The following is a 24,773-nucleotide window of genomic DNA, read 5'->3' as shown; positions in this document are numbered from 1 at the left end:
GATTCGATCCAAGCGCTCTACCCCGCCATGTCCGCACCCGACTCCGCTTCCGCCCAGGCCGCCCAGTTGCGCGACCATTTCGCGCACGTCATCTTGCCGATCTGGCAGGGGTCAGGGTTCGACCACACGCTGCGGCTGCCGTTCGAAGCCGTCGATCCGGCCACGCATGCGCCGCTGCCCGTCACCCGTTATCGCGCAATGGCGTGCGCACGGCAACTGTTCGTGTTCGCGCAGGCCGGCAACGCCGCGCACGCCGCCACGCTGTTCGACTCGCTGTGCAGCCGCTTTCGCGACTCGCGCCACGGCGGCTGGTTCTACAGCGTCGACGCGCAAGGCGCGCCGCTCGACACGACGAAGGACCTCTATACGCACGCGTTCATCGTATTCGCATGCGCCGCATGGCATGCGGCGTCGGGCGACGCCGCCGCGCGCACGATCGCCGAAGACACCGCCGCACTGATCCAGGACCGCTTCGCGCCGCGGCCGGGCGACGCGCTGCTCGACGCCGCGCGTCACGCCGATTTCTCGTCATCGGGCAGCGGCGCGCTGCAAAACCCGCTGATGCACCTGACGGAAGCGTGGCTCGCCGCCGCCGACGCATTCGGCGACGCGGCGTTCGACGATGCGCTCCTGCGCACCGCGCAGGCCGTCGAGCGCACGTTCGTCGATCCGGCGACCGGCTGCATCGCCGAGCTGCCGCTCGGTGCGGCGGGCAACCGCTTCGAGCCCGGCCATCAGTTCGAATGGTTCTATCTGGTCGACGCGGCCGGCGCACGGCTCGCGCGGACCAGCCTGCCCGACGCGCTCGCGCGCGCGTACGCATTCGCCGAGCGGCACGGCGTCGATACGCAGACGGGCGCCGTCTGCGCGGCGCTCGACGCGCAAGGCGCCTGCACCGACGCGACGCAGCGGATCTGGGCGCAAACCGAATACCTGCGCGCGCTCGCGACGCACGGCGGCACGCCGGCCTCCGCGCCGCTCGCGCGGCAGATCGGGCGCTTCGCCGCGCGCTTCCTGCATCCGCGCGGCTGGTTCGAATGCAAGACGGCCGACGGGCAGGTGTCGCGCGCCGACATGCCGTCGACGACGCCCTACCACCTCGCGACCGCCTACGCGGCGCTGCCGACCGGCGCGTAATCCGCGTCGGCGAGCGACACCCCGCGCGCGTCACCCAGTTCGAACACCGACACCGCCGGCATCAGGTGCGAGGTCTGGTCGTTCAGCGATGCGGCCGCCATTCACGCCGATTCGCCCGCACACGAGCGCAACTCCCGCATTCGCCGCAACAATCGCGCCGCATCGCGCCGGCCATCGCAAGAAATGCGGACGAATTTCCTTGCTTATCCGCAGCCCCCTTCCTAGAGTTCAGCGCAAGCGGACACGCATTGCGAGGCAAGTCGATGACGGACATCACGGACCACGCGCGCGGCGCATTGCGCGCGCAACCGTTCAGCATGTTGCTGGGCACGCAGTTGATGCATATCGGCGACAACGAGGTGTCGCTGTGTCTGCCCGTGCGCGAGGAACTGCGGCAGCAGCACGGTTTCGTGCATGGCGGCGTCATCGGTTATCTCGCCGACAATGCGCTGACGTTCGCCGGCGCGCTCGTGCTCGGCCCGCGCGTCATCACCGCCGAATACAAGATCAATTACCTGCGGCCGGCCGTGAACGGCACGCTCGTCGCCCGCGCGAAGGTGGTCTACGCGGGGCGGCATCAGGCGACCTGCCAGTGTCACGTGTTCGTCATCGACGGCGATCACGAGCGGCTCGTCGCGATCGCGCAAGGCACGATCAACCGCGTCGGCGACGGCAAGATGCCGGATGCGCCCGAGGAAACGGCGTGATCGTCGCGTGACGGCGAGCACGCCGGCGGAACACGGCGCGCGGCAGGCTCGTCAGCCCGCATCCTCTTCATTCAGCGGCAGGAACCGCGGCGCCATGCGCGCCCTGAGGTTGCCGTTCTCGTCGGTACGATAGATCCCCCGCGCCGCGTTGTGCGGATGCGCCGCCGCGTCGGCCATGCTCAGCACCGGCGCAAAGCATGCGTCGGTGCCCTCGAGCAGCGCGCGCCAGTGCGCGGACGGCTGCAGCGCGAAGACCGCCGCGAAACGCGTCTTCAGCGCGGGCCAGCGCGCACGATCGTACTGCGATGCCGGATCGAGATCGGTCAACCCGAGCCGCTCGACCAGCAGCGCGTAGAACGGCGGTTCGAGCGCGCCGATCGTCACGCATTCGCCATCCGCGCAGCGATACACGTCGTAGAACGGCGCGTCGTGAAAGAGGCTCGGCTGCGCGCCGTCGAGCTGGCCGTTCGCGCGCGCCCACAGCGCGAGCGAACCGAGCATCGACACGATGTCGACGATCGCGCCGTCGACCACGCGCCCCGGACCGCCGCCACGCACGTCGAAGAGCGCGCAGACGATCCCGAACGCGAGCCCGAGCGCGCCGCCCGCGTCGCCGACGACGGTCGGCGGCAGGCCCGGCCGGCCATCGCGCGGTGCGGACAACGAAAGCAGCCCGGTCAGCGCGACGTAATTCAGATCGTGCCCGGCGGCCGCCGCGAGCGGGCCGTGCTGGCCCCAACCCGTCATGCGTCCGTACACCAGCTTCGGATTGCCGCGTGCGCAATCGGCAGGCCCGAGGCCGAGGCGCTCCATCACGCCGGGACGCAATCCTTCGATCAGCGCGTCGGCTTGCGCGATCAACGCGAGCGCTTCGGCGCGGCCGTCCGGCGTCTTCAGATCGAGTTCGACGATCGCCTTGCCTTCACGGAGCAAATCTCCGGCGCGGCCCTGCAGCGCGTCCGGCGCGCTCGTGCGGCCGGCCGGGCGCGCGATCAGCGTGATGCGCGCCCCCATCCCGGCGAGCATCCAGCCCGCGAGCGGGCCGGGGCCGAGACCTTCGAATTCGACGATATGGACGCCGGAAAGCGGCGCGTTCAATGACATGGCGACCTCGCGGGAATGCAACCGGACAGGGGTGAAGCAACGCTCCGATTCTATGCGAAGGTGCGCGCCACGCGCGCTGCGCACGGCAAGCCGGCCGACAGGGGAAATTCGCGTCGACGCCGGATGAAAGCATGCCGTCGTCCGCCCGATGCCGACGGAACCCGCTCCGTGCGGACGCTCCGCCGCGCCGCTAGCCGACCGTTTCGTCCATGCGCTCGGCCAGTGCGTCGCGCATCGCGAGCACGATCGCGTCGCGACGCGCGTCGATCCGCTCCACCGGCCCGCCCACGCCGATCGCAAGCGGCATGCCGTTCCAGCCGTCGGCGATCACCATCGAGATCATCGCCGCGCCCTGCGTGACCGTATTCGCGGAATACGAGTAGCCGAGCCGCCGCGTCTCGTCGACCTTGTCCAGCACGACGTCCTCGTCGATCGTCCTGCCCGATTTCCCGATCCGCCGGATGCTGCGCGACACGAGCCGCCGAATCGTGCCGTCGGGCTGCAGGCTCAGCAGCGCCCAGCCGAGCCCCGACATGCAGATCTCGCGACGCGTGCCGATCGGCGCATAGAAATGGACCGGAATCCGGTGTGCGCCCGCGACGGCGTCGATGTACTGCACGTACAGGTCGCTCTGCACCGCGATCACGACGGCCTCCCGCGTGCCGGCCGCCAGCCGTTTCGCCACGGCGTGCCAGTACCGGCGGCTGCCCGCCGCCGAATCGACGAGCGCTTCGCCGAGATTGACGAGGCGCACCGTCGGCGCATACGCGTGCGTCCGCTCGTCGTACGCGAGGTAGCCGAGCACCTTCATGCTGGTCAGCAACGCCGCCGCGCTCGAACCGGGATAGCGGCAGCGCGTGGCGATCTCGCGCACGCTCAGCGGCCGCTGCAGCTCGCTGAACAGCTCCAGCACCTCGAACACGCGCGCCGCGCTCTTGACCACGTTTCCGCTCATTCCATCCTCTCCGCGCCGTCCCGGCGAGCCCTTCCACGTATGTGGAACGGAATTTCCCGCCGCCAACCGTCGTGACGATACTAGGCTTCGGCCCGCGGCGTGAAGCCCCGCGGTACAGAACAAACGGAGACATCATGTCAGCCTTTCTGATCCGTGAACGGCAGGGACCGATCCTGACCGTCACGATGAACCGCCCCGAAACGCGCAACGCCATTTCGGATACCGATGCGATCGACGCGCTGGTTGCGTGCTGCGACGACGCGAACCGCGACGAATCGATCCGCGTGCTGGTCCTCACGGGCGCCGGCGCCGTGTTTTCGTCGGGCGGCAACGTGAAGGCGATGCGGGCGCTCGCCGAGTCGGAGCCGCACGACCTCGCGGCGATCCGGACGAGCTATCGGCGCGGCATCCAGCGTCTCGCCCATGCGTTCCAGCAGCTCGAAGTGCCGGCCATCGCGGCGATCAACGGGCCGGCCATCGGCGCCGGCACCGACCTCGCGTGCATGTGCGACATCCGCATCGCCGCCGACGGCGCACGCTTCGCGGAAAGCTTCATCGCGCTCGGCCTCGTGCCGGGCGACGGCGGCGCGTGGTTCCTGCCGCAGATCGTCGGCGCGGCGGTCGCGGCCGAGATGTCGTTCACCGGCGACGCGATGGATGCGCAAACGGCGCTGCGCCACGGCCTGGTGTCGCGCGTCGTGCCCGGCGGCGAGCTGCTCGCCCATGCGCACGCGCTCGCCGAACGCATCGCGCGCCACTCGGGCATCGCGCTGCGCCTGACCAAGCGGCTGCTGCGCGAAGGCCGGCATACGAGCCTCGACACGCTGCTCGACCTGTCCGCGTCGTACCAGGCATTCGCGCACGCGACGCCCGAACACCGCGCGGCGGTCGCCGCGCTGTTCGCCGCGCGCGACCGAGACTGAACCCACGGCGCGCCGCCCGGCACGCAGCCGGCGGAACGCCAGCATCGCCGACCCTCGAAGGAAACCACGTCATGACCAGCAATAACGCAGGCGCGCTCGCGGGCGTGCGCGTCGTAGACCTGAGCCGCGTTTATGCGGGCCCGTTCTGCACGCAGACGCTCGCCGACCACGGCGCGGACGTCATCAAGATCGAACCGCCGCAAGGCGACGAAACACGCGACTGGGGGCCCGCCATGCCCTCCGGCCTCTCCAGCTATTTCTGGGGGCTCAACCGCAACAAGCGCAACCTCGCGCTCGACCTGTCGCACCCCGACGGGCGCGACGTGCTGTTCCGCCTGCTGGAGACGGCCGACGTGCTGGTCGACAACTTCAAGCAGGGCACGCTCGAACGCTGGGGCATCGGCTACGACGACTGCCTGCGCGAACGCTTTCCACGTCTGGTGCATTGCTCGATCTCCGGCTACGGCACCGACGGTCCGCTCACGCGGTTTCCGGGCTACGACGCGGTCGCGCAAGGGCTCGCCGGCTTCATGTCGATCAACGGCGAACCGGGCGGCATGCCGCTGAAGGTGCCGTTTCCGGTCGTCGACTACGCGGCCGGGCTGAGCGCCGTGTCGAGCATCCTGCTCGCGCTGGTGGAGCGCACGCGCTCCGGCCTCGGGCAGCACGTCGACATCGACCTGTTCAGCACCGCGCTGTCGATGCTGCATCCGGTCAGCACGAGCTGGATGGCGACCGGCGACGTGCCCGTCGCGACGGGCAACGTCTACGCCGCGATCGCGCCGTACGGCGTCTATCCGTGCAAGGACAAGCCGGTCGCCACGGGCGCCGGCAACAACCGCACGTTCGCGAAGATGGTCGAAGCGCTCGGCGTGCCCGAACTCGCCCGCGATCCGCGTTTCGCGACCAACGCGCAGCGCGTCGCGCACCGCGATGCGCTCGACACGCTGATCGGGCAACTGACCGGCGAACTGCTCGCCGACGAAGTCGTCGATCGACTGATGCGCGCCGGCGTCGCGACGGGGCCGGTCAACACCATCGCCGACGGTTTCAACCATCCGCAGGCGGCCCGCAACGCGATGTTCGTCAAGAGCGACACGTATACCGGCGCGGGCATCCCGGCCAAGCTGTCGCGCACGCCCGGCTCGATCCGCCAGCCGCCGCGACCGTTCGCGGCCGATACCGACGCCGTGCTCGACGCGCTCGGCATCGACGCGGCCGGCCGCGACGCGCTGCGGCAGGCCGGCGTCGTTCACGACGAACGCGCCGGCATCACCGGGAGCGCAGCATGACCGCATCGCACACGGCCTCCTCCCCGACCGCCGACGACGCCGCGTCGATCCTGCGCCACGACGAAGACGGTATCGCATGGCTGACGATCCATCGTCCGCATGTCGCCAATGCGCTGTCCGCCGATGCGTTCCGGCGCCTGTGCGACGCGCTCGTCACGCTCGACGACGACCCTGCGGTGCGCGCGATCGTGATCCGCGGCGCGGGCGACCGGGCCTTCAGCGCGGGCGTCGATCTCGGCGACCCCGAGATGCGCGGCATGCGGCCGATGCGCGGGCTCGCGCGCAACGTGCACGAGCTGATCCTCGAATTGCGCAAGCCGACCATCGCGGCGATCAACGGCTATGCGATCGGCGGCGGCTTCGAGATCGCGCTGGCGTGCGACCTGCGGGTCGCCGCCGATCACGTGTACTTCGCGCTGCCCGAAGCCCGGGTCGGCATGGGCGCGAACTTCGCGAGCGTGCTGCTGCCGCGCATGCTGCCGCGCGCGATCGCGATGGAGCTGCTGTTTACGGGCCGCCGCATCGACGCAGACGAGGCCTCGCGCATCGGGCTGCTGAACCGCGTCGTCCCCGGCGCCGCGCTCGACGACACCGTGCGCGAACTGGCGCAGTCGATCGCCGCGAATGCGCCGCTCACGATCCGCCGCATCAAGGAAACGGCGACGCGCAGCTGGGGCCTGCCGGTGGCCGCGGCGCTGCGGCTCGACGTCGGCCCCGACGTCTATGCGAGCGAGGACCGTATCGAAGGCGCCCGCGCGTTCCTCGAGAAACGCAAACCGGTGTTCAAGGGACGCTGATCCCGACGGCGCGCGGCCCCGTCCGCCGCGCGCCGTCAAGCACCGTCCCGCTCGCGGGCGCGATACATAACAAACATGGAACGGAGACACATTCATGCAACGGAAAGCATTCCTGATCGGCACATGCGTGCTGTGCGCAACACATGCGCACGCGTCGTCGGTCACGCTGTACGGGATCGTCGACAGCTACGTCGAGTTCGATCGTATCGGCAGCCTGTCGAGCTTCCGGCAGAGCGGCGGCGGCGGGTCGACGAGCCGCATCGGGCTGACCGGCGTCGAGGATCTCGGCGGCGGAACCTCGACCAAGTTCGTGCTGGAAAGCGGCTTCTCGCCGGCCGACGGCTCGCTCCAGGGCGGCATGCTGTTCTACCGGCAGGCGTACGTGGCGCTGCAGAACACCCGCTACGGCGACCTGCGGCTCGGCCGGCAGTACACGCCGGCGTTCTACACCGTGTACGAGGGCGATCCGTTCGGCCTGAACGAGCGCATGTCGCCGCTTGCGCTGCTCGCGACGTCGACGGACACGATCACGACCAACACGACGCCGCCGATTCCGCGCTTCAACCAGGCCGTGTCGTATCTCAGCCCCGACTGGAACGGCCTGCGCGTGATGGCCACCTACGGCTTTCCCACGCCGAACGCGCTGTCGATGCAGGCCGGCCGCAATTACGGCGCGGGGCTCCAGTACCGGATCGGCGGGCTCTATGTCGGTGCGGGCTTCCAGGGCGACGTATCGGCCGGCAACCTCGCGCCCGTCGTTCAACCGACGACCACCCGCCACTACGTGTTCGCGGCGAACTACGCGTTCGCGCGGGTCAAGCTGTACGGCGCATTCCTTTACGGCGCCAGCACGGCGCCCGGCCTGCCCGCGTTCTCGACGGCGAGCGTCGGCGCGGCGATCAACGTCGGCGCGCTCGATCGCGTGCTCGTGTCGGCCGTGCGCCGCGACGTGAAGGGCTCGGCGAACGACGCGACCGCGTTCGGCATCGGCTACGACCATCCGCTGTCCAAGCGGACTTCGGTCTATGCCCGCTATCTGTACCTGAAGAACGGCGGCGACGCGAGCAACACCGTCATCGCCGGCGTGCAACCGCAGCCGGGCGGCACCGAGCAGGTGCTGGCGCTCGGCATCACTCACCGCTTCTGACGGAAGGCCCATGACCCCGACCCTGTCCACCCCGGCCGGCGCGCGCGACACCGCGATGCCGGCGCTCTACCGCCGGATCTCGCGGCGCCTGCTGCCGTTCCTGATCCTCTGCTACACGCTGTCGTTCATCGACCGGATCAACATCGGCTTCGCGCACGCGCAGATGGCCGCCGAGCTGCACCTCTCCGATGCCGTCTACGGGCTCGGCGCGGGCATCTTCTTCATCGGCTACATGGTGTTCGAAATTCCGAGCAACGCGCTGCTCGCACGGATCGGCGCACGCCGCACCATCGCCCGGATCATGGTGCTGTGGGGGCTCGGCTCGGCCGCGACGATGTTCGTCGCGACGCCGGCGCAGTTCTACCTGTGCCGCTTCCTGCTCGGCGTGTTCGAGGCCGGCTTCTTCCCCGGCATCCTGTTCTATCTCGGCGCGTGGTATCCGCCGAAGCAGCGCGCGAAGGCGTTCGCGCTCTTCATGAGCGCGCTGTATCTCGCCGGGATGATCGCCGGCCCCGTGTCGGGCGCGATCCTCACGTACTTCGACGGCGTCGCCGGCCTGAGCGGCTGGCAATGGCTGTTCATCGTCGAAGGGCTGCCGAGCAGCGCGCTCGGCTTCGTCGCGCTGCGCTATCTCGACGACCGGCCGGACGACGCGCGCTGGCTGTCGGACGCCGACAAGGCCGCGCTGCGCGATGCGCACGCGCTCGCCGACGCAGACACGGACCCCGGCGCGGCCCCGGCGCGACCGCTGCTCGCGCACCGCGACTTCTGGCTGCTGTGCGCGGCCAATTTCGCGATCGCGGCAGCCGGCTACGCGCTCGTGTTCTGGATGCCCGTGATCCTGCATCGCGGCGGCCTGCACGGCGCGATGCAGATCGGCCTGCTGTCCGCGCTGCCCTACCTGTGCGGCATCGTCGGCATGCTCGGGATGGGCTGGCGCACCGAGCGCCGGCATGCCTGGCGCGAACACGGTGCGGCCGCGATGCTCGCATGCGCGGCGGCGCTCGTCGTGCTGGCGCGCGTCGACGGCACCGCGAACCTGACGATCGCGCTCTGCGTCGCGGTCGCCACGCATGCCGCGTCGCTGCCCGCGTTCTGGGTGGTGCCGGGGCTCGCGCTGCCGAAGCGCTCGATGGCGGTCGCGATCGCGGCGATCACGATGTCCGGCGCGATCGGCGGATTCGCGAGCCCGTTCCTGATGGGCGTGCTGAACACCGCCACCGGATCGATGCGCGCCGGCCTCTATTTCAACGCCGCGTTGCTGGCGCTCGGCTGCGTGGCGCTGCTCGCCACGTTGCGCGCCCGGGTGGCCTCTCCGGCGCGCGCGTATTGAGCGCGCGCCTTCCCTTCACGCCTTCATCGACCTCCCCATGAATTTCGAACTCGATCTCGACCACCGGATGATCAAGGATCTCGTCGCACGCTTCGTGAAAGACGAACTGATGCCGCTCGAAGCGGCCGTGATGGCGCGCGAGGCCGACGGCCAGCGTTTCGCGCTGCGCCCCGACGAACGCGCGCGGCTCGACGAGCGCTCCCGGGAACTCGGCCTGTGGGGGCTCGACGCGCCCGCCGATGCCGGCGGCTCGGACCTGCCGGCCGTCGCGATGGTCGGCGTGAACGAAGCGATCGGCACGACCGTGACGCCGTACATCCTGCCGCCCGATTCACCGAACCTGCGGATGCTGTGCGACGCGGCCGACGACGCGCAGCGCGCGCGCTACCTGGAACCGTACGCGCGCGGCCTCACGCGCGCCGCGATGGCGATTTCCGAGCCGGGCGCCGGCTCCGATCCGGGCGCGTTGTCGACGACGGCCGTGCGCGACGGCGACACGTGGGTGCTGAACGGCCGGAAGATCTGGATCAGCCATGCACGCGAAGCCGACTGGACGATCGTGATGGCGCTGACCGACCGGAGCAAGGGCAAGCGCGGCGGCATGTCGGCGTTCATCGTCGAACGCGACACGCCGGGTTTCGTCATCGAGCGCCGGATCCCGATGATCGGCGGGCTGTCGACCTACGAAATCGTGCTGGAGAACTGCCGCATTCCCGCCGCGCAACTGCTGGGCCGCGAAGGCGCCGGGTTCGCGCCGATGCAGGCGCGCCTGTCGAACCGGCGGCTGGAGATGGCCGCGTGGTGCATCGGCCGCGCCGAGCGCGCGGTCGCGCTGCTGTGCGACCATGCGAAGCAGCGCAAGACCTTCGGCGTGCCGCTCGCCGAGCGTCAGGCGATCCAGTGGTGGGTCGCCGACGCGCTGACGCAGATCCACGCGTGCCGCCTGATGACCTACGAAGCGGCCGCGCGGGTCGATGCCGGACAGGACGCGCGCACGCAGATCTCGATGGTCAAGGTGTTCGCGACCGAGATGGCGTCGAGCGTCATCGATCATGCGATGCAGACGCTCGGCGCGATGGGCATGACGAAAGAGCTGCCGCTGCACCAGATGGCGAACGAAGCGCGGCTGATGCGCATCTTCGAAGGCCCGAGCGAAGTGCATCGCTGGGTCGTCGCGCGCAGCGTGCTGTGACGCCGTCGTCACGGGTTCACCGGCCGGCGCGCGTTGCGCCGCCCTCGCCAAGGAGCCGCATCCTGGACACACGACATCTGGTCGACCCCGACATCCGCCCGTGGCTCGACGTCTGGCCCACCGTCACGCTCGACGCCGACAACCTCGCGCGGCACCGCGCGCGCACCCTGCCGCTGCCGCCGATCGACACCGTCGGCACCACGCTCCTGCAGCGTCGCGTGCCGGGCCTCGACGGTGCGCCGGACGTGCCGGTCCGCGTGTACCTGCCCGACGACGCGACGCGCCCGCTGCCGGCGATCGTGCACATGCATGGCGGCGGCTACGTGCGCGGCGCCGCGAAAGATCTCGAAGCCGTGCATCGTCCGCTGGTGAAAGCGCTCGGGTGCGCGCTGGTATCGATCGACTACCGCCTCGCGCCCGAGACGCCGTTTCCCGGCGCGATCGACGATTGCTACGCGGCGCTTGCGTGGACCTTCCGTCACGCGGACGCACTCGGCCTCGACGCCGCGCGCATCGGCGTGACGGGCGAAAGCGCGGGCGGCGGGCTCGCGGCCGCGCTGGCGCTGCTCGCGCGCGACCGCGGCGAATATCCGCTGGCTTTCCAGCACCTGATGTATCCGATGCTCGACGACCGCACCTGCGTGCGCGCGCCGCATCCGCATGCCGGCGAGTTCGTCTGGCACGCGGCCAACAACCGGTTCGGCTGGACGTCGCTGCTCGGCCGCGCGCCGGGCGGCGACGGCGTGTCGCCGTATGCCGCCGCCGCCCGCGCGGAACGGCTCGACGGGCTGCCACCCGCGTTCATCGCGGTCGGTACGCTCGACCTGTTCGTCGACGAGAACATCGACTACGCGCAGCGGCTGATCCGCGCCGGCGTGCCGACCGAACTGCATGTGTTCCCGGGCGGCGTGCACGGCTTCGACATCGTGCCCGATGCGCGGCTGTCCGCCGCGGCGCGGCGCATCGGCCAGGATGCGCTGCGCCGCTTCCTGCACGGCTGACGGGAACCGGAGCGAACGCAGAAGCGGAATCGACAAGGGCGGCCGAAGCCGCCCTTGCTGTCATCGAAACGACGGCGCAACGATCAGAACGCGTCGCCCGGCACGCGCACCCAGCCTTCCATCAGCACGCGCGCGCTGCGGCTCATGATCGCCTTGGTGACGGTCCATTCGCCGTTCTCGAACTGCGCTTCCGCGCCGACCCGCAGCGTGCCGGACGGATGCCCGAAGCGCACCGCGTTGCGCTCGCCGCCGCCTGCCGCGAGATTGACGAGCGTGCCCGGAATCGCCGCGGCCGTGCCGATCGCGACCGCCGCCGTGCCCATCATCGCGTGATGCAGCTTGCCCATCGACATCGCGCGCACCAGCAGGTCGACATCGCCCGCCTTCACGCGCTTGCCGCTCGACGCGACGTAGTCGGCCGGCTTCGCGACGAACGCGACCTTCGGCGTGTGCTGGCGCGTCGCGATCTCGTCGAGCGTGTCGATCAGGCCCATGCGCAGCGCGCCGTGCGCGCGGATCGTCTCGAACTTCTCGAGCGCCTTCGCGTCGCCGTTGATCGCGTCCTGCAGCTCGGTGCCCGTATAGCCGATCGCCTCGGCCTCGACGAAGATGGTCGGGATCCCCGCGTTGATCATCGTCGCCTTCAGCGTACCGATGCCCGGCACCGCCAGATCGTCGACGAGGTTGCCGGTCGGGAACATCGACCCGCCCGCGCCTTCTTCCTCGGCGGCCGGGTCCATGAACTCGAGCTGCACTTCGGCGGCCGGGAACGTGACGCCGTCCAGCTCGAAATCGCCCGTCTCCTGCACCGCGCCGTTCGTGATCGGCACGTGCGCGACGATCGTCTTGCCGATGTTCGCCTGCCAGATCCGCACGGTCGCGACGCCGTCGCGCGGCACGCGCGCCGCATCGACGAGCCCGCCGCTGATCGCGAACGGGCCGACCGCCGCCGACAGGTTGCCGCAGTTGCCGGTCCAGTCGACGAACGCACGGTCGATCGCGACCTGACCGAACAGGTAATCGACGTCGTGACCGGGCCGCGTGCTCTTCGACACGATCACCGTCTTGCTGGTGGACGACGTCGCGCCGCCCATCCCGTCGATCTGCTTGCCGTACGGATCGGGGCTGCCGATCACGCGCAGCAGCAGCGCGTCGCGCGCGGCGCCCGGCGTCTGCGCGGCATCGGGCAGGTCCTGCAGCCGGAAGAACACGCCCTTGCTGGTGCCGCCGCGAATGTAGGTGGCGGGAATCCTGATTTGAGGAATGTGTGCCATGTCTGTGTTGTCCTGTCGACCGGCGCCGGCGCTCGCACGCCGGCTCCGGTGCCATGCAAATCCATCTGACGACGGGCGATGCACGTGTGCACCGCCCGGATTCAACGTCCCGGCGCGCCGTCAGGCCGCCTGCGACGATTCGAGGAAGTCCTGCGCGAAGCGCTGCAGCACGCCGCCCGCGTCGTAGATCGACACTTCCTCGGCAGTATCGAGCCGGCACGTCACCGGCACCTCGACACGCTCGCCGCTCTTGCGGTGAATCACGAGCGTGAGATCGGCGCGCGGCTTGCGCTCGCCGATCACGTCGAAGGTTTCGGTGCCGTCGATGCCGAGCGTCGTGCGGTTCGTGCCCGGCTTGAACTCGAGCGGCAGCACGCCCATCCCGATCAGGTTCGTGCGGTGGATCCGCTCGAACCCTTCGGCGGCGATCGCCTCGACGCCCGCGAGCCGCACGCCCTTCGCGGCCCAGTCGCGCGACGAGCCCTGGCCGTAGTCGGCGCCGGCGATCACGATCAGCGGCTGCTTGCGATTCATGTACGTCTCGATCGCCTCCCACATCCGCATGACCTGGCCTTCCGGCTCGACCCGCGCGAGCGAGCCCTTCTTCACCGCGCCGTCGACGACCGCCATCTCGTTGATCAGCGTCGGGTTCGCGAAGGTCGCGCGCTGCGCGGTCAGGTGGTCGCCGCGGTGCGTCGCGTACGAGTTGAAGTCCTCTTCCGGCAGGCCCATCTTCGCGAGGTACTCGCCGGCCGCGCTGTTCGCGAGGATCGCGTTCGACGGCGACAGGTGGTCGGTCGTGATGTTGTCGCCGAGCACCGCGAGCGGACGCATGCCCTGCAGCGTGCGCTCGCCGGCCAGCGCGCCTTCCCAGTACGGCGGACGGCGGATGTACGTGCTCTGCGCGCGCCACGCGTACAGCGGCGCCGCACGCTCGCCCGTATCGGCCGTGCGCGCGAACATCGGTTCGTAGACCTTGCGGAACTGCTCGGGCTTCACGCTCGATGCGACGATCGCGTCGATCTCCTCGTCGGTCGGCCAGATGTCCTTCAGCGTGACGGGCTGGCCGTCCTGGTCGTGGCCGAGCACGTCCTTCTCGATGTCGAAGCGGATCGTGCCGGCGATCGCATACGCGACGACGAGCGGCGGCGACGCCAGGAACGCCTGCTTCGCATACGGATGGATGCGGCCGTCGAAGTTGCGGTTGCCGGACAGCACGGCCGTCGCGTACAGGTCGCGGTCGACGATCTCCTGCTGGATCTTCGGATCGAGCGCGCCCGACATCCCGTTGCAGGTCGTGCACGCGAACGCGACGATGCCGAAGCCGAGCTTCTCGAGTTCCGGCAGCAGGTTCGCTTCTTCCAGATACAGCTCGACCGCCTTCGATCCCGGCGCGAGCGAGCTCTTCACCCACGGCTTGCGCGTGAGGCCCTTCGCGTTCGCGTTGCGCGCGAGCAAGGCCGCGGCGATCACGTTGCGCGGGTTGCTGGTGTTCGTGCAGCTCGTGATCGCGGCGATGATCACCGCGCCGTCGGGCATCTCGCCCGCCTTTTCCTCCCACTGGCCGGCGATCCCGCGCGCGGCGAGATCGGACGTCGGCAGCCGCTTGTGCGGGTTCGACGGGCCGGCCATGTTGCGCACGACGCTCGACAGGTCGAACGTCAGCGTGCGCTCGTACTGCGCATCGTTCAGCGTGTCGGCCCACAGGCCCGCCGCCTTCGCGTAGGTCTCGACCAGCTTCACCTGCTCGTCGCTGCGGCCGGTGAGGCGCAGGTAGTCGGTCGTCTGGCCGTCGATGAAGAACATCGCGGCCGTGGCGCCGTATTCGGGCGCCATGTTCGAGATCGTCGCGCGGTCGCCGAGCGTGAGGCTCGCCGCGCCTGCGCCACGGAATTCCAGATACGCGCCGACCACCTTCTCCTTGCGCAGGAATTCGGTCAGCGCGAGTACGACGTCGGTCGCGGTGATGCCGGGCTGGCGCTTGCCGGTCAGCTCGACGCCGACGATGTCCGGCAGGCGCATCCACGATGCGCGGCCGAGCATCACGTTCTCCGCCTCCAGCCCGCCGACGCCCACCGCGATCACGCCGAGCGCGTCGACGTGCGGCGTGTGGCTGTCGGTGCCGACGCAGGTGTCCGGATACGCTACGCCATCCTGCGCCTGGATCACCGGCGACATCTTCTCCAGGTTGATCTGGTGCATGATGCCGTTGCCCGGCGGGATCACGTCGACGTTCTCGAACGACTGCTTCGTCCATTCGATGAAGTGGAAGCGATCCTCGTTGCGGCGATCCTCGATCGCGCGGTTCTTCGCGAACGCGTCCGGATCGAAGCCGCCGCACTCGACGGCGAGCGAATGGTCGACGATCAGTTGCACGGGCACGACCGGGTTCACCTTCGCCGGGTCGCCGCCGGCGTCGGCGATCGCGTCGCGCAGGCCCGCGAGATCGACGAGCGCCGTCTGGCCGAGGATGTCGTGACACACCACGCGCGCCGGGAACCACGGGAAGTCGCGTTCGCGCTTGCGCTCGATGATCTGCTTCAGCGAATCGGCGAGGATCGCCGGGTCGCAGCGGCGCACGAGGTTTTCGGCGAGCACGCGCGACGTGTACGGCAGCGTGTCGTAGGCGCCGGGCGCGATCGCTTCGACCGCGGCACGCGCATCGAAGAAGTCCAGCGACGTGCCGGGCAGGGGTTTGCGGTTGGCGGTATTCATGATGTGGGGCGGAATTCGGGGTAAGACATTGCGCGCGCGCCGGCAGCCCGCATCACGGGCGGCCGGCGGGCGCGGCCGGCGATCAGCGCTTCTCGATCGGCACGAACTGCAGGTCTTCCGGACCGGTGTAGTTCGCGCTCGGGCGGATGATCTTGTTGTCGATGCGCTGCTCCATGATGTGCGCGCTCCAGCCGGACGTGCGCGAGATCACGAACAGCGGCGTGAACATCGCGGTCGGCACGCCCATCATGTGATACGACACGGCGCTGAACCAGTCGAGGTTCGGGAACATCTTCTTCGCATCCCACATCACCGATTCGAGGCGCTCGGCGATGTCGTACAGCTTCACGTCGCCCGCTTCCTTCGACAGCTTGTGCGCGACGCCCTTGATCACCTTGTTGCGCGGATCGGAGATCGTGTAGACCGGGTGACCGAAGCCGATCACGACTTCCTTGTTCTCGACGCGGCGGCGGATGTCGGCTTCGGCGTCGTCCGGCGAGCTGTAGCGGCTCTGGATTTCATAGGCGACTTCGTTCGCGCCGCCGTGCTTCGGGCCGCGCAGCGCGCCGATCGCGCCGGTGATCGCCGAGTAGATGTCCGAGCCCGTGCCCGCGATCACGCGGCCGGTAAACGTCGATGCGTTGAACTCGTGCTCCGCGTAGAGGATCAGCGACGTATGCATCGCGTCGACCCACGACTTCGACGGCGTCTTGCCGTGCAGCAGGTGCAGGAAGTGGCCGCCGATCGAGTCGTCGTCGGTTTCCGTCTCGATGCGCTTGCCGTTGTGCGAGAAGTGATACCAGTACAGCAGCATCGAGCCGAGCGACGCCATCAGGCGGTCGGCGATGTCGCGCGCGCCCGGCAGGTTGTGGTCGTCCTTCTCGGGCAGCACGGTGCCGAGCACCGACACGCCGGTGCGCATCACGTCCATCGGGTGAGCCGATGCCGGGATCTGCTCGAGCGCGACCTTCAGCGCGCTCGGCAGGCCGCGCAGCGCGCGCAGCTTCGTCTTGTACGCAGCCAGCTCGGTCAGGTTCGGCAGCGTGCCGTGCACGAGCAGGTGCGCGATTTCCTCGAACTCGCACGATTCGGCGACGTCGAGAATGTCGTAGCCGCGGTAGTGCAGGTCGTTGCCGGTCTTGCCGACCGTGCAGAGCGCCGTGTTGCCGGCCGTCACGCCCGACAGCGCCACCGACTTCTTCGGCTTGAATGCGCCTGCGGCGGCCGGTGCTGCTGCGTCTTTCGTCTCGCTCATGTTTCCGTTCTCCAATGGGTATCGGGGGTGTCATGCCGGCCGGGCCCGGCGCTGGCGCGCGCGGTCCGGCTTCATGCAAAGCGTTCCGGGAACCGTGTCCCGGCGCGCGGGCAGGTTACTTCTTGCCTTGCGCGAACAGCTCGTCGAGCTTCTGCTCGTACGCGTGATAGCCGAGGAAGTCGTACAGCTCGGCGCGGGTCTGCATCGTCGGCACGGCGGCCTTCTGCGTGCCGTCGCGGCGCAGCGTCTCGTAGAAATTCAGCGCGGCCTTGTTCATCGCGCGATACGCGCCGCAGCAGTACAGCGCGATGTCGACGTTCGCCTCGCGCAGTTCGTCGAGCGTAAAGAGCGGCGTCGAGCCGAACTCGGTCAGGTTCGCGAGGATCGGCACCTTCACGGCGGCCTTGAAGCGGCGGTAGTCGTCGAGCGTCTTCATCGCTTCCGGGAAGATCATGTCCGCGCCTGCTTCCACGTAGGCGATCGCGCGCTCGATCGCGGCGTCGATCCCTTCGGCGGCGGCCGCGTCGGTGCGGGCCATGATCACGAACTGGTCGTCGGTACGCGCATCGACCGCGGCCTTCACGCGATCGACCATTTCCTCGACCGGCACGACTTCCTTGCCCGGACGGTGGCCGCAGCGCTTCTGGCCGACCTGGTCCTCGAGGTGGACGGCCGCGACGCCGGCCTTGATGAACGAGCGCACCGTGCGCGCGATGTTGAACGCGCCGCCCCAGCCCGTATCGATGTCGACGAGCAGCGGCAGGTCGGTCGCGTTGGTGATCCGGTTCGCGTCGATCAGCACGTCTTCCATCGTGCTGATGCCGAGATCGGGGATGCCGAGCGAGTTCGCGGCGACGCCGCCGCCCGACAGGTAAACCGCCTTGAAGCCGACGGCCTGCGCCATCTTGGCTGCATACGCGGTGATCGCGCCGACCACCTGCAGCGGCTGCTCGGCCGCGACTGCCGCGCGGAATTTCGCGCCGGCGCTCTGAAGATGCGTGTTGCTCATGAACGGCCTCCTGAAGGAATGCCCATTAACAGCAAGGACCGGGCCAGCTTGCGGATCACCGCTAACCCACTGATTCTTAAGCAACCGGCGCGGGCGCTTCATCGCCCATCTGTTTCAATTTGGCAATTCCATGTTTCAAAAATGAAATCGCGCGCGCATAATCGATCGCCATGGATCTCTCCTCGACCAAACCCGTCGGTCCGGCCGACCGAACGGTGCGCCCCCGCATCTGGGCGATGGGCATCAGCCGCCTGCGCGAGCTGTTTCGCGAGATCGCCGGCGAATTCGACGAACGCGCGGACGTGCGCATCGTCACGCGTGCCTATGAAGACGCGCTGAGCGCCATCGCGGAGGCCGGCACCGCGCGGCCCGACGTGATCGTCGCGGCCGGCTCGAACGGCGCCTTCCTGAAAACGCGGGCGCAGGTGCCGGTCGTGGTCGTGTCGCCGACCGGCTTCGACGTGATGCAGGCGCTGGCGCGGGCGCGGCGCGATGCATCGCGGATCGCGCTCGTCAGCGCCGGCGAGACGCCGCCCGAGGTGCGCCGCTTCGTCGCCGCGTACGGCCTCGACGTGCAGTTTGCGTCATATCAGTCCGCGCAGGAAGCGGAAGCCTGCGTGCACGACCTGCACGATCGCGGCATCGAGACGATCGTCGGCCCCGGGCTCGTGACCGACCTCGCGGCGAGCGCGGGCATGGGCGCCGTGTTCCTGTATTCGCACACGTCGGTGCGCAAGGCCGTCGACACGGCGCTCGAAGTCGCGTACGCGACGCATGCCGAGGCGTTTCGCCGCCAGCGGCTCGACAATTTGCTGCAGCACCTGCGCGACGGCGTGGTCGCGCTCGACGCGCGCGGCCGCGTCGAGGCGATCAACGAGCGGCTCGCGTCGGCGCTCGGGGTCGAACCCGCGGCGGCCGTCGGCCGCGCGCTCGTCGATCTGCGGCCCGAACTGCGCACGCTGCGCGGCGAGGACGGCGACGCGCTCGCGACCGTGCGCGGCGTGCGCTACGTCGTGCATCGCGGGCCGCTCGTCGATCGTGGCGTCACATCGGGCAGCGTGCTGACGTTCCAGGAATCGCGCGCGGTCGAGCGGCTCGATCGTGCGCTGCGTTCGCAGCCGAACACGCAGCAGTTCGCGGCGCGCTACGCGCTCGACGACGTGGTCGGCACGTCCGCGCCGATGGCGCGCGTGCGCGAGCTGGTGCGCCGCTACGCGCGCTCCGACGCGACCGTGCTCGTGCTCGGCGAAAGCGGCACCGGCAAGGAGATGATCGCGCAGAGCCTGCATGCGCTGTCCGCGCGGCGCAGCTATCCGTTCGTCGCGGTCAACTGCGGTGCGTTTCCGGAGGCGCTGCTCGAGAGCGAGCTGTTCGGTTACGAGGAAGGCGCGTTCACCGGCGCGCGGCGCGGCGGCAAGACGGGGCTGTTCGAGGCCGCGCATCGCGGCACGCTGTTTCTCGACGAGATCGGCGAGATGCCGCCGTCGCTGCAAAGCCGGCTGCTGCGCGTGCTGCAGGAGCGCGAGGTGATCCGCCTCGGCTCGACCGAGCCGATCCGCATCGACGTGCGCGTGGTCGCCGCGACGCATCGTCCGCTGCTCGCGGCCGTCGAAGCCGGCACGTTCCGCGCCGATCTGTATTACCGGCTCAACATCCTGAACATCGGCCTGCCGCCGCTGCGCGATCGCGCGGCCGACATTCCGGCGCTCGCCGCGACGCTGCTCGTGCAGGCCGCGCGGCGCGAGCCGCGGCTGGCCGAGCGCGTGCGCGATGCCGGCGACGCGCTGCGCGTGCTCGACGCGACCCAGGCGACGCTCGCGCGCTACCGGTGGCCCGGCAACGTGCGGGAATTGCAGAACGTGGTCGAGCGGATCGCGGTGGAACTGGCCGAGGAAGCCGACGCGCACGATCCGGCCGCCGCGTGCGGCGCGCTCGCGCCCGATGCGCTGCAGGCGATCGCGCCCGAACTGTTCGCCGCGCCGCCCGATGCGGCCGGCGCTGGCGCCGGCGACGACGATGCACGGACGCTCCAGGCGCGCCGCCGCCGCGCGGAAGCCGACGAGATCCGCGCGGTGCTCGACGCGTGCGGCGGCGACCGCGATCGCGCGTGCGCGATGCTCGGCATCAGCAAGACGACGCTGTGGCGCAAGCTGTCGGCGAAATAGGTTCCGGCGGGACGGGCGGGAAGCGCGGCCCGAGCCGCCGCGTCATTCAGCCTTGTGATAGTGGCGGTACGCCTTCGCGCGGTTGCCGCACGACGACATCGAGCACCATCGGCGGCTACCGTTCTTGCTGTCGTCGATGAACAGCCACTGGCATGCGTCGTTCGCGCAGCGCTTGACCTTCGCGAGCCGCGCGCCGCCCAGCAGGTCGATCGCCGACCACAGCACCGGGCTCAGCACACCTGCGAGTGTCGCGCCCGCGCGCCCGATCCGCCACGCATAGCCGCCGTCGAGCCGCGTCAGCGCGACGCGCGGCGCGGCTTCCGCCAGAAAACCGCCGAGCAGCGCGAGATCGTCCGCTTGCGGCTCGCGCCGCTCGGCCTGCGCGTGAAAGAGCCGATACAGCGCCTCGCGCAACGCAAGCGCGCGCGCGAGCGTCGCCGGCTCGTCATCCTTCTCCTTCTCTCCCGCGCGACACGTGTCGGCCAGGCCGGACGGCACGCGCGCCTGCTCGCGGCACCATGCGAACAGGTCGTCGAGCGTGCCGAAGGTTTCCGTCGGCGCGTCGGCGCCGCGCCAGTACAGCGTGTTCGCGAAATCGATGCTCAGCGTTTCGGGCGGCGCGGGAATCAGGCAGTCCGTCGTGACGGCAGGTTGCGTATCTTTCATGTCCCGATCGTATCTAACCACCATGCCGGTTGACAAGCCCGCGGACGCTTCCTAACATAACCAGCATGATGGTTAAGAACGGATGTGCGGCACGGGTGTTCCCTTCCGCTCAAGGAGCCACAGATGTTCGATCGTCTTCCCTTCCGAGTTATCCACACCGGCCGCGGCCGGGCGTTCCACGACAGCACGCCCGGCTGACCGGGCGCCTGTCGACAGGTTTGCCGCACTGACGTCCCCTCTTCAGTTCAAGGAGCCACAGATGATCGATCACCTTTCCTTCGGCGTTGCCCACATCGACCGCAGCCGCGCGTTCTACGACAGCACGCTCGGCGCGCTCGGCTACAAGCGGCTGTACAGCGACGACGGATCCCTCGGATACGGCACCACCGAACCGGTGCTGTGGTTGCAGCACGCGGAGCGGCCGATCGCCGCCGATCCCGAGTCGGGGTTGCACGTGTCGTTTCGCGCGTCGTCGCCGGTGGAGGTCGATGCGTTCTACCGCGCCGCACTGCAGCACGGCGGTCAGGACAACGGCGGCCCCGGCAAGCGCGAGCACTACGGCGCCGGCTATTACGCGGCGTTCGTCGTCGATCCCGACGGGTATCGGCTCGAAGCGCATTGCGAACTCGACAACATCGTCTGATCCGCTGCGTCCGGACGCGGACGAACGGCAAGGGCCCGATTCCGCATCGCGCGGAACCGGGCCCTTGTCCTTGCTTTGCTGCATCGATGTTCGGCGTGCGACGATCGCCGCCGTCAGTCGTGCGGGAGCGATCGCGCCGGCGCGCACCGGCCGGGAGGCTGCCGGGTTGCGCCCGCACCGCGCCCGCGGTTACTGCGCGCCGCGCGTGCGCTGCAGTTGCTCGCCGAGCCCGTCGATCCCGAGGCGCACCACCTGGCCGGGCTTCAGGAACACCGGCGACGGCTTGATGCCCATCCCGACGCCCGGCGGCGTGCCGGTCGTGATCACGTCGCCCGGTTGCAGCGTCATGCAGGTCGACAGATAGGCGATCAACTGCGCGACGCTGAACACCATCGTGCGCGTGTTGCCGTTCTGATAGCGGTGGCCGTCGATTTCGAGCCACAGGTCGAGGCGCTGCGGATCCGGCACCTCGTCGCGCGTGACGAGCCACGGGCCGATCGGGCCGAACGTGTCGAAGCCCTTGCCCTTGTCCCACTGGCCGCCGCGCTCGATCTGCCATTCACGCTCGGACACGTCGTTGACGACGCAATAGCCCGCGACGTAATCGAGCGCGCGCGCTTCGTCGACGTCCTTGCAGGCCGCGCCGATCACGACGCCGAGTTCGACTTCCCAGTCCGTCTTCACGGAGCCCTTCGGGATGTCGATGCCGTCGTTCGGGCCGCAGATCGAACTCGTCCACTTGCCGAACACCACCGGCTCCTTGGGCACCGGCATGCCGGCTTCGGCCGCGTGGTCGGCATAGTTCAGACCGATGCCGATGAATTTGCCGACGCGGCCGACGCACGCGCCGATGCGCGGCTCGCCGGACACGAGCGGCAGCGTGGCCGGATCGATCGCGCGCAGCCGCGCGAGACCGGCGTCGGACAGCGCGTCGCCGGCCAGATCCGGCACGTGCGCGGACAGGTCGCGAATCCGGCCGTCCGCGTCGAGAATGCCGGGCTTTTCCTGGCCGGACGGGCCATAGCGAAGCAGTTTCATCGTGCTCAACCTCTGTTGTCGAATGTGACAGGATACCGGCCGGCGCAGCCGTTCACAGCCACGCGCCGGACTGAATGTCGATCGTCGATGGCGCGCATCGGCACCATCGCCGGCAGGCCGTTCGACGCGCGAGGCTCGCGCGGGCGCAGCGATCGCGGCGCCGCACCGAAGTGCGACGCGCATCGAACGGGCGGCCGCCGGTCTGCGCATCGGCGACGACGGCCCGGCATCCGCGGCATGTGCCGGCCCGACCGGCCGGCTTCACGCGCGGCCGCGCCGTCGCTGGCCCGCCGCTCTTTGTACCATCCGCGGCCCGCAATGAAATGACCGGCGACGGATACCGACTATTGGTGCAACCGCCGGCGCTGCGGCGCAGCATCGGGGCCGCCGGCATCGCTGCACGACGTCGAAATGCGTCGTCCCCGTCGGGATTGGGGAGTGAACCAGCAATATTCGTTGTGACCCTGTCATCGGAAACGACCGTTGATCCGTTCTTGATCGGTAACGATTGGTAAAAAGACGCTGCATTGCACACTGAAAGTTTGTTGTTAAGCTCGGACGGACGGTGCCTCCATCCACATCCGGGGCCAACGGATCCGTGTGCGATATCGGCCAGCGTGCGTCGCCTGTCGATCGGAAATTCACTGACCTCATACCCATGACGCAAACGACCAACACCCCGTTTCTCGACAGCGACGCACGGGAGTCGATGGGCGCGACCGACCGCTATCGCGCGCCCGCTCTGGACAAGGGTCTCGACATTCTCGAACTCCTGTCGGAACAGAAGGAAGGACTCACTCGCACCGAGATCACCAAGGAACTCGGCCGCAACGCGAGCGAGATCTACCGGATGCTCGAACGTCTCGTGGCCCGCCGCTACGTGATGCGTTCGAGCGGCGGCGACCGCTACACCCTCAGCCTCAAGCTGTTCGCGCTCGCGCACCGGCATCCGCCGATGAACCGGCTGATCGCCGAGGCGTTGCCGCTGATGCAGCGTTTCGCCGATACCGCCGAACAGTCGTGCCATTTGTCCGTCTACGATCGCGGCACGCTGCTCGTGATCGCGCAGGTCGACGGCCCCGGCGCGTGGGGCGTATCGGTGCGGCTCGGCTCGCGCATCGGGCTCGCCGATACGGCGTCGGGCCGCGTGATGCTGTCGTTCCAGGGTAGCGAGCAGCGCGCGGACATGCTGGCCGAGCACCGCAAGGTCAAGGGCGAAGCGCCGATGAACGAGCAGGAGCTCGCGTTCGCGTGCCAGTCGATCCGCCAGTCCGGCTATGTGCGCCAGGACAGCCGGCAGGCGTACGGCGTCACCGACCTGAGCACGCCGATCCTCGGCCCGTCCGGCCATGCGATCGCGGTGCTCACCTGCCCGTACATGCGCCGGATCGATACGCACATGGCGCCGTCCGTCGATGCGGTCGTCGACGGGCTGCGCGATACGGCCGGCCGTCTGTCGATGTGCCGCGCGGAGACGTGCTGACGCGGGTTTGGGCGAAGGCTGCCGGATGAGCGCACCGTCGGAACGCCGGGCAGGCAGGCATGCGGGAAGAGCCGCAGTAGTGCGGGCTTGCGCGGGCATTCCGCGGGTCGTTGCCGGGCAGGCGCCGGCGCTACGCTAGAATAGCGGCCCTCTCAAAAACTACGGCGGCCGGCTGTCGCGGCTGCCGTATCCGATGGATGTCATGGCCAAACTTCTGAACGATCAAGAATTCCAGCGTTTCTCCGAACTTCAGCAGAAGCAGGCGAGCTTCACGATCACGCCCGAGGAAGCCGACGAACTGCGCGACATCGTCGCGCGCGCGCAGCAGAAGCGTGACGATCGTGCCGCAGCGATGCAGGCGATCGAGAACTACATCGAACAGTTCGACATCACGCCCGACGAACTCTTCTCGCCCGAGCAGATCGGCGACGCCGCGCGCACCTACGGGCTCATCACCGCCACGAAGAAGGAACGCGCGCTGCCGCCGTCGATCACGTTCAACGGCAAGCCGTACCAATGGACCAAGACGCTTCCGGACGACGTGCGCGCCGCGCTGTTCGACGCATTCACGTCCGGCGAGTCGGTCAAACGCTTCATCGCCATGCCGAAGGACACCGCACGCTGTGCGCTGACGATCGCGCGCCTCGAGCGCGAAACCGGCGGCATTTATGCCGAAACGCACCTCGAAGAACTCGCGATTTCCCGCGACCAGGTGAACGACGCAGCGGCAAAACTCGCCGCATAAACCTCGCCCCGGGCACGGTTCATGCGTGCCCGGGGCGGCGCGGACGCCGGCAAACGCCGGCGCCGCGCCAGCCGGAGCGCGCCGTTTCCGTGCTCCCGAAAAGTCTCACCTTGGTGCCCCGTAAGCGCTCACCAGCACATCCCGCAAAAGCTCACCCATGGCTCCCGGAGACGCTCACCTGCGTGTCCCGAA

Annotated in this window: 22 protein-coding genes; 13 read left to right on the top strand and 9 right to left on the bottom strand. The window is 69.2% G+C overall.

Translation table 11 applies throughout. The features are described from left to right. Window positions 1–27: 27 nt before the first annotated feature. A complete protein-coding gene (locus tag BME24068_RS04935; protein WP_174925324.1) occupies window positions 28–1,137 on the top strand; it encodes an AGE family epimerase/isomerase in 1,110 nt (369 codons plus the stop codon). On the opposite strand, the gene BME24068_RS35245 is transcribed toward BME24068_RS04935, so the two are convergent. After that, the gene (locus tag BME24068_RS35245; RefSeq protein WP_275404962.1) at window positions 1,110–1,238 is read right to left on the bottom strand and encodes a hypothetical protein; all 129 of its coding nucleotides are present in this window, start codon (window positions 1,236–1,238) and stop codon (window positions 1,110–1,112) included. The two genes, BME24068_RS04935 and BME24068_RS35245, sit on opposite strands and share 28 nt — an antisense overlap. A gap of 162 nt (window positions 1,239–1,400) precedes the next feature. Here BME24068_RS35245 and BME24068_RS04930 point away from each other — a divergent pair, with 162 nt between their 5' ends. Beyond that, window positions 1,401–1,844, top strand: coding sequence for a PaaI family thioesterase (locus BME24068_RS04930; RefSeq protein ID WP_096507802.1), 444 nt, complete (start codon window positions 1,401–1,403; stop codon window positions 1,842–1,844). A 51-nt stretch (window positions 1,845–1,895) separates the two neighbouring features. On the opposite strand, the gene BME24068_RS04925 is transcribed toward BME24068_RS04930, so the two are convergent. Together BME24068_RS04925 and BME24068_RS04920 are read right to left on the bottom strand one after the other, a co-directional pair. Continuing rightward, window positions 1,896–2,948, bottom strand: a complete 1,053-nt coding sequence (locus tag BME24068_RS04925; RefSeq protein ID WP_174925323.1) for a CaiB/BaiF CoA transferase family protein — start codon at window positions 2,946–2,948, stop codon at window positions 1,896–1,898. A 190-nt stretch (window positions 2,949–3,138) separates the two neighbouring features. After that, entirely contained in the window at window positions 3,139–3,903 is a 765-nt protein-coding gene (locus BME24068_RS04920; protein WP_174925322.1) for an IclR family transcriptional regulator, read from the bottom strand. A gap of 134 nt (window positions 3,904–4,037) precedes the next feature. Between BME24068_RS04920 and BME24068_RS04915 the strand changes: the two genes are divergently transcribed. From BME24068_RS04915 to BME24068_RS04885, 7 genes are all read left to right on the top strand, one after another. After that, window positions 4,038–4,826 (top strand): crotonase/enoyl-CoA hydratase family protein, encoded by a 789-nt coding sequence (locus tag BME24068_RS04915; RefSeq protein ID WP_096507805.1) that lies wholly within the window; start codon window positions 4,038–4,040, stop codon window positions 4,824–4,826. A 71-nt stretch (window positions 4,827–4,897) separates the two neighbouring features. Continuing rightward, the gene (locus BME24068_RS04910) at window positions 4,898–6,118 is read left to right on the top strand and encodes a CaiB/BaiF CoA transferase family protein (RefSeq protein WP_174925321.1); all 1,221 of its coding nucleotides are present in this window, start codon (window positions 4,898–4,900) and stop codon (window positions 6,116–6,118) included. Then, entirely contained in the window at window positions 6,115–6,915 is an 801-nt protein-coding gene (locus BME24068_RS04905; protein ID WP_174925320.1) for an enoyl-CoA hydratase/isomerase family protein, read from the top strand. Before BME24068_RS04910 ends, BME24068_RS04905 begins: the two co-directional genes overlap by 4 nt. Before the next feature lie 94 nt (window positions 6,916–7,009). After that, window positions 7,010–8,062 carry a porin gene (locus BME24068_RS04900; RefSeq protein ID WP_174925319.1) on the top strand — a complete coding sequence of 351 codons (1,053 nt, stop codon included), beginning with the start codon at window positions 7,010–7,012 and terminating at the stop codon, window positions 8,060–8,062. Between the two features lie 10 nt (window positions 8,063–8,072). Next, window positions 8,073–9,395 carry an MFS transporter gene (locus BME24068_RS04895; RefSeq protein ID WP_174925318.1) on the top strand — a complete coding sequence of 441 codons (1,323 nt, stop codon included), beginning with the start codon at window positions 8,073–8,075 and terminating at the stop codon, window positions 9,393–9,395. Window positions 9,396–9,432: 37 nt separating this feature from the next. After that, a complete protein-coding gene (locus BME24068_RS04890; protein ID WP_174925317.1) occupies window positions 9,433–10,587 on the top strand; it encodes an acyl-CoA dehydrogenase family protein in 1,155 nt (384 codons plus the stop codon). Continuing rightward, the gene (locus BME24068_RS04885; protein ID WP_244110703.1) at window positions 10,584–11,588 is read left to right on the top strand and encodes an alpha/beta hydrolase; all 1,005 of its coding nucleotides are present in this window, start codon (window positions 10,584–10,586) and stop codon (window positions 11,586–11,588) included. Before BME24068_RS04890 ends, BME24068_RS04885 begins: the two co-directional genes overlap by 4 nt. 83 nt (window positions 11,589–11,671) lie before the next feature. On the opposite strand, the gene prpF is transcribed toward BME24068_RS04885, so the two are convergent. The 4 genes from prpF to prpB form a co-directional block, all read right to left on the bottom strand. Then, window positions 11,672–12,862: a 2-methylaconitate cis-trans isomerase PrpF gene (prpF, locus tag BME24068_RS04880; RefSeq protein ID WP_174925316.1), complete on the bottom strand. Its 1,191-nt coding sequence runs from the start codon at window positions 12,860–12,862 to the stop codon at window positions 11,672–11,674. A 120-nt stretch (window positions 12,863–12,982) separates the two neighbouring features. Then, a complete protein-coding gene (acnD, locus tag BME24068_RS04875) occupies window positions 12,983–15,577 on the bottom strand; it encodes a Fe/S-dependent 2-methylisocitrate dehydratase AcnD (protein WP_174925315.1) in 2,595 nt (864 codons plus the stop codon). A gap of 82 nt (window positions 15,578–15,659) precedes the next feature. Next, window positions 15,660–16,832 carry a bifunctional 2-methylcitrate synthase/citrate synthase gene (prpC, locus tag BME24068_RS04870; RefSeq protein ID WP_096507813.1) on the bottom strand — a complete coding sequence of 391 codons (1,173 nt, stop codon included), beginning with the start codon at window positions 16,830–16,832 and terminating at the stop codon, window positions 15,660–15,662. Window positions 16,833–16,947: 115 nt separating this feature from the next. Continuing rightward, the gene (gene prpB / locus BME24068_RS04865; RefSeq protein WP_096507814.1) at window positions 16,948–17,841 is read right to left on the bottom strand and encodes a methylisocitrate lyase; all 894 of its coding nucleotides are present in this window, start codon (window positions 17,839–17,841) and stop codon (window positions 16,948–16,950) included. A 170-nt stretch (window positions 17,842–18,011) separates the two neighbouring features. Between prpB and prpR the strand changes: the two genes are divergently transcribed. Beyond that, complete coding sequence (gene prpR, locus BME24068_RS04860) at window positions 18,012–20,006, top strand: propionate catabolism operon regulatory protein PrpR (RefSeq protein WP_174925314.1); 1,995 nt, start codon at window positions 18,012–18,014, stop codon at window positions 20,004–20,006. Between the two features lie 42 nt (window positions 20,007–20,048). Here the strand turns inward: prpR and BME24068_RS04855 are convergent, their stop codons facing one another. Then, on the bottom strand, window positions 20,049–20,696 hold the full coding sequence (locus tag BME24068_RS04855; protein ID WP_174925313.1) for a CGNR zinc finger domain-containing protein: 648 nt from the start codon (window positions 20,694–20,696) through the stop codon (window positions 20,049–20,051). Window positions 20,697–20,931: 235 nt separating this feature from the next. Between BME24068_RS04855 and BME24068_RS04850 the strand changes: the two genes are divergently transcribed. Next, window positions 20,932–21,315, top strand: coding sequence for a VOC family protein (locus BME24068_RS04850; protein ID WP_096507817.1), 384 nt, complete (start codon window positions 20,932–20,934; stop codon window positions 21,313–21,315). A gap of 189 nt (window positions 21,316–21,504) precedes the next feature. Here the strand turns inward: BME24068_RS04850 and BME24068_RS04845 are convergent, their stop codons facing one another. Continuing rightward, window positions 21,505–22,353, bottom strand: coding sequence for an ureidoglycolate lyase (locus tag BME24068_RS04845; protein WP_096507874.1), 849 nt, complete (start codon window positions 22,351–22,353; stop codon window positions 21,505–21,507). A gap of 658 nt (window positions 22,354–23,011) precedes the next feature. Here BME24068_RS04845 and BME24068_RS04840 point away from each other — a divergent pair. Further along, window positions 23,012–23,836 (top strand): IclR family transcriptional regulator, encoded by an 825-nt coding sequence (locus BME24068_RS04840; protein WP_172441938.1) that lies wholly within the window; start codon window positions 23,012–23,014, stop codon window positions 23,834–23,836. Between the two features lie 193 nt (window positions 23,837–24,029). Further along, on the top strand, window positions 24,030–24,581 hold the full coding sequence (locus BME24068_RS04835; protein ID WP_174925312.1) for a hypothetical protein: 552 nt from the start codon (window positions 24,030–24,032) through the stop codon (window positions 24,579–24,581). The last annotated feature ends 192 nt before the right edge of the window (window positions 24,582–24,773 follow it).

It is taken from the genome of Burkholderia anthina (genome assembly GCF_902498995.1).
Lineage (GTDB): Bacteria > Pseudomonadota > Gammaproteobacteria > Burkholderiales > Burkholderiaceae > Burkholderia > Burkholderia anthina.
Note: the sequence above shows the minus strand (reverse complement) of the source record. Positions and strands in the feature narration are given on the sequence as shown.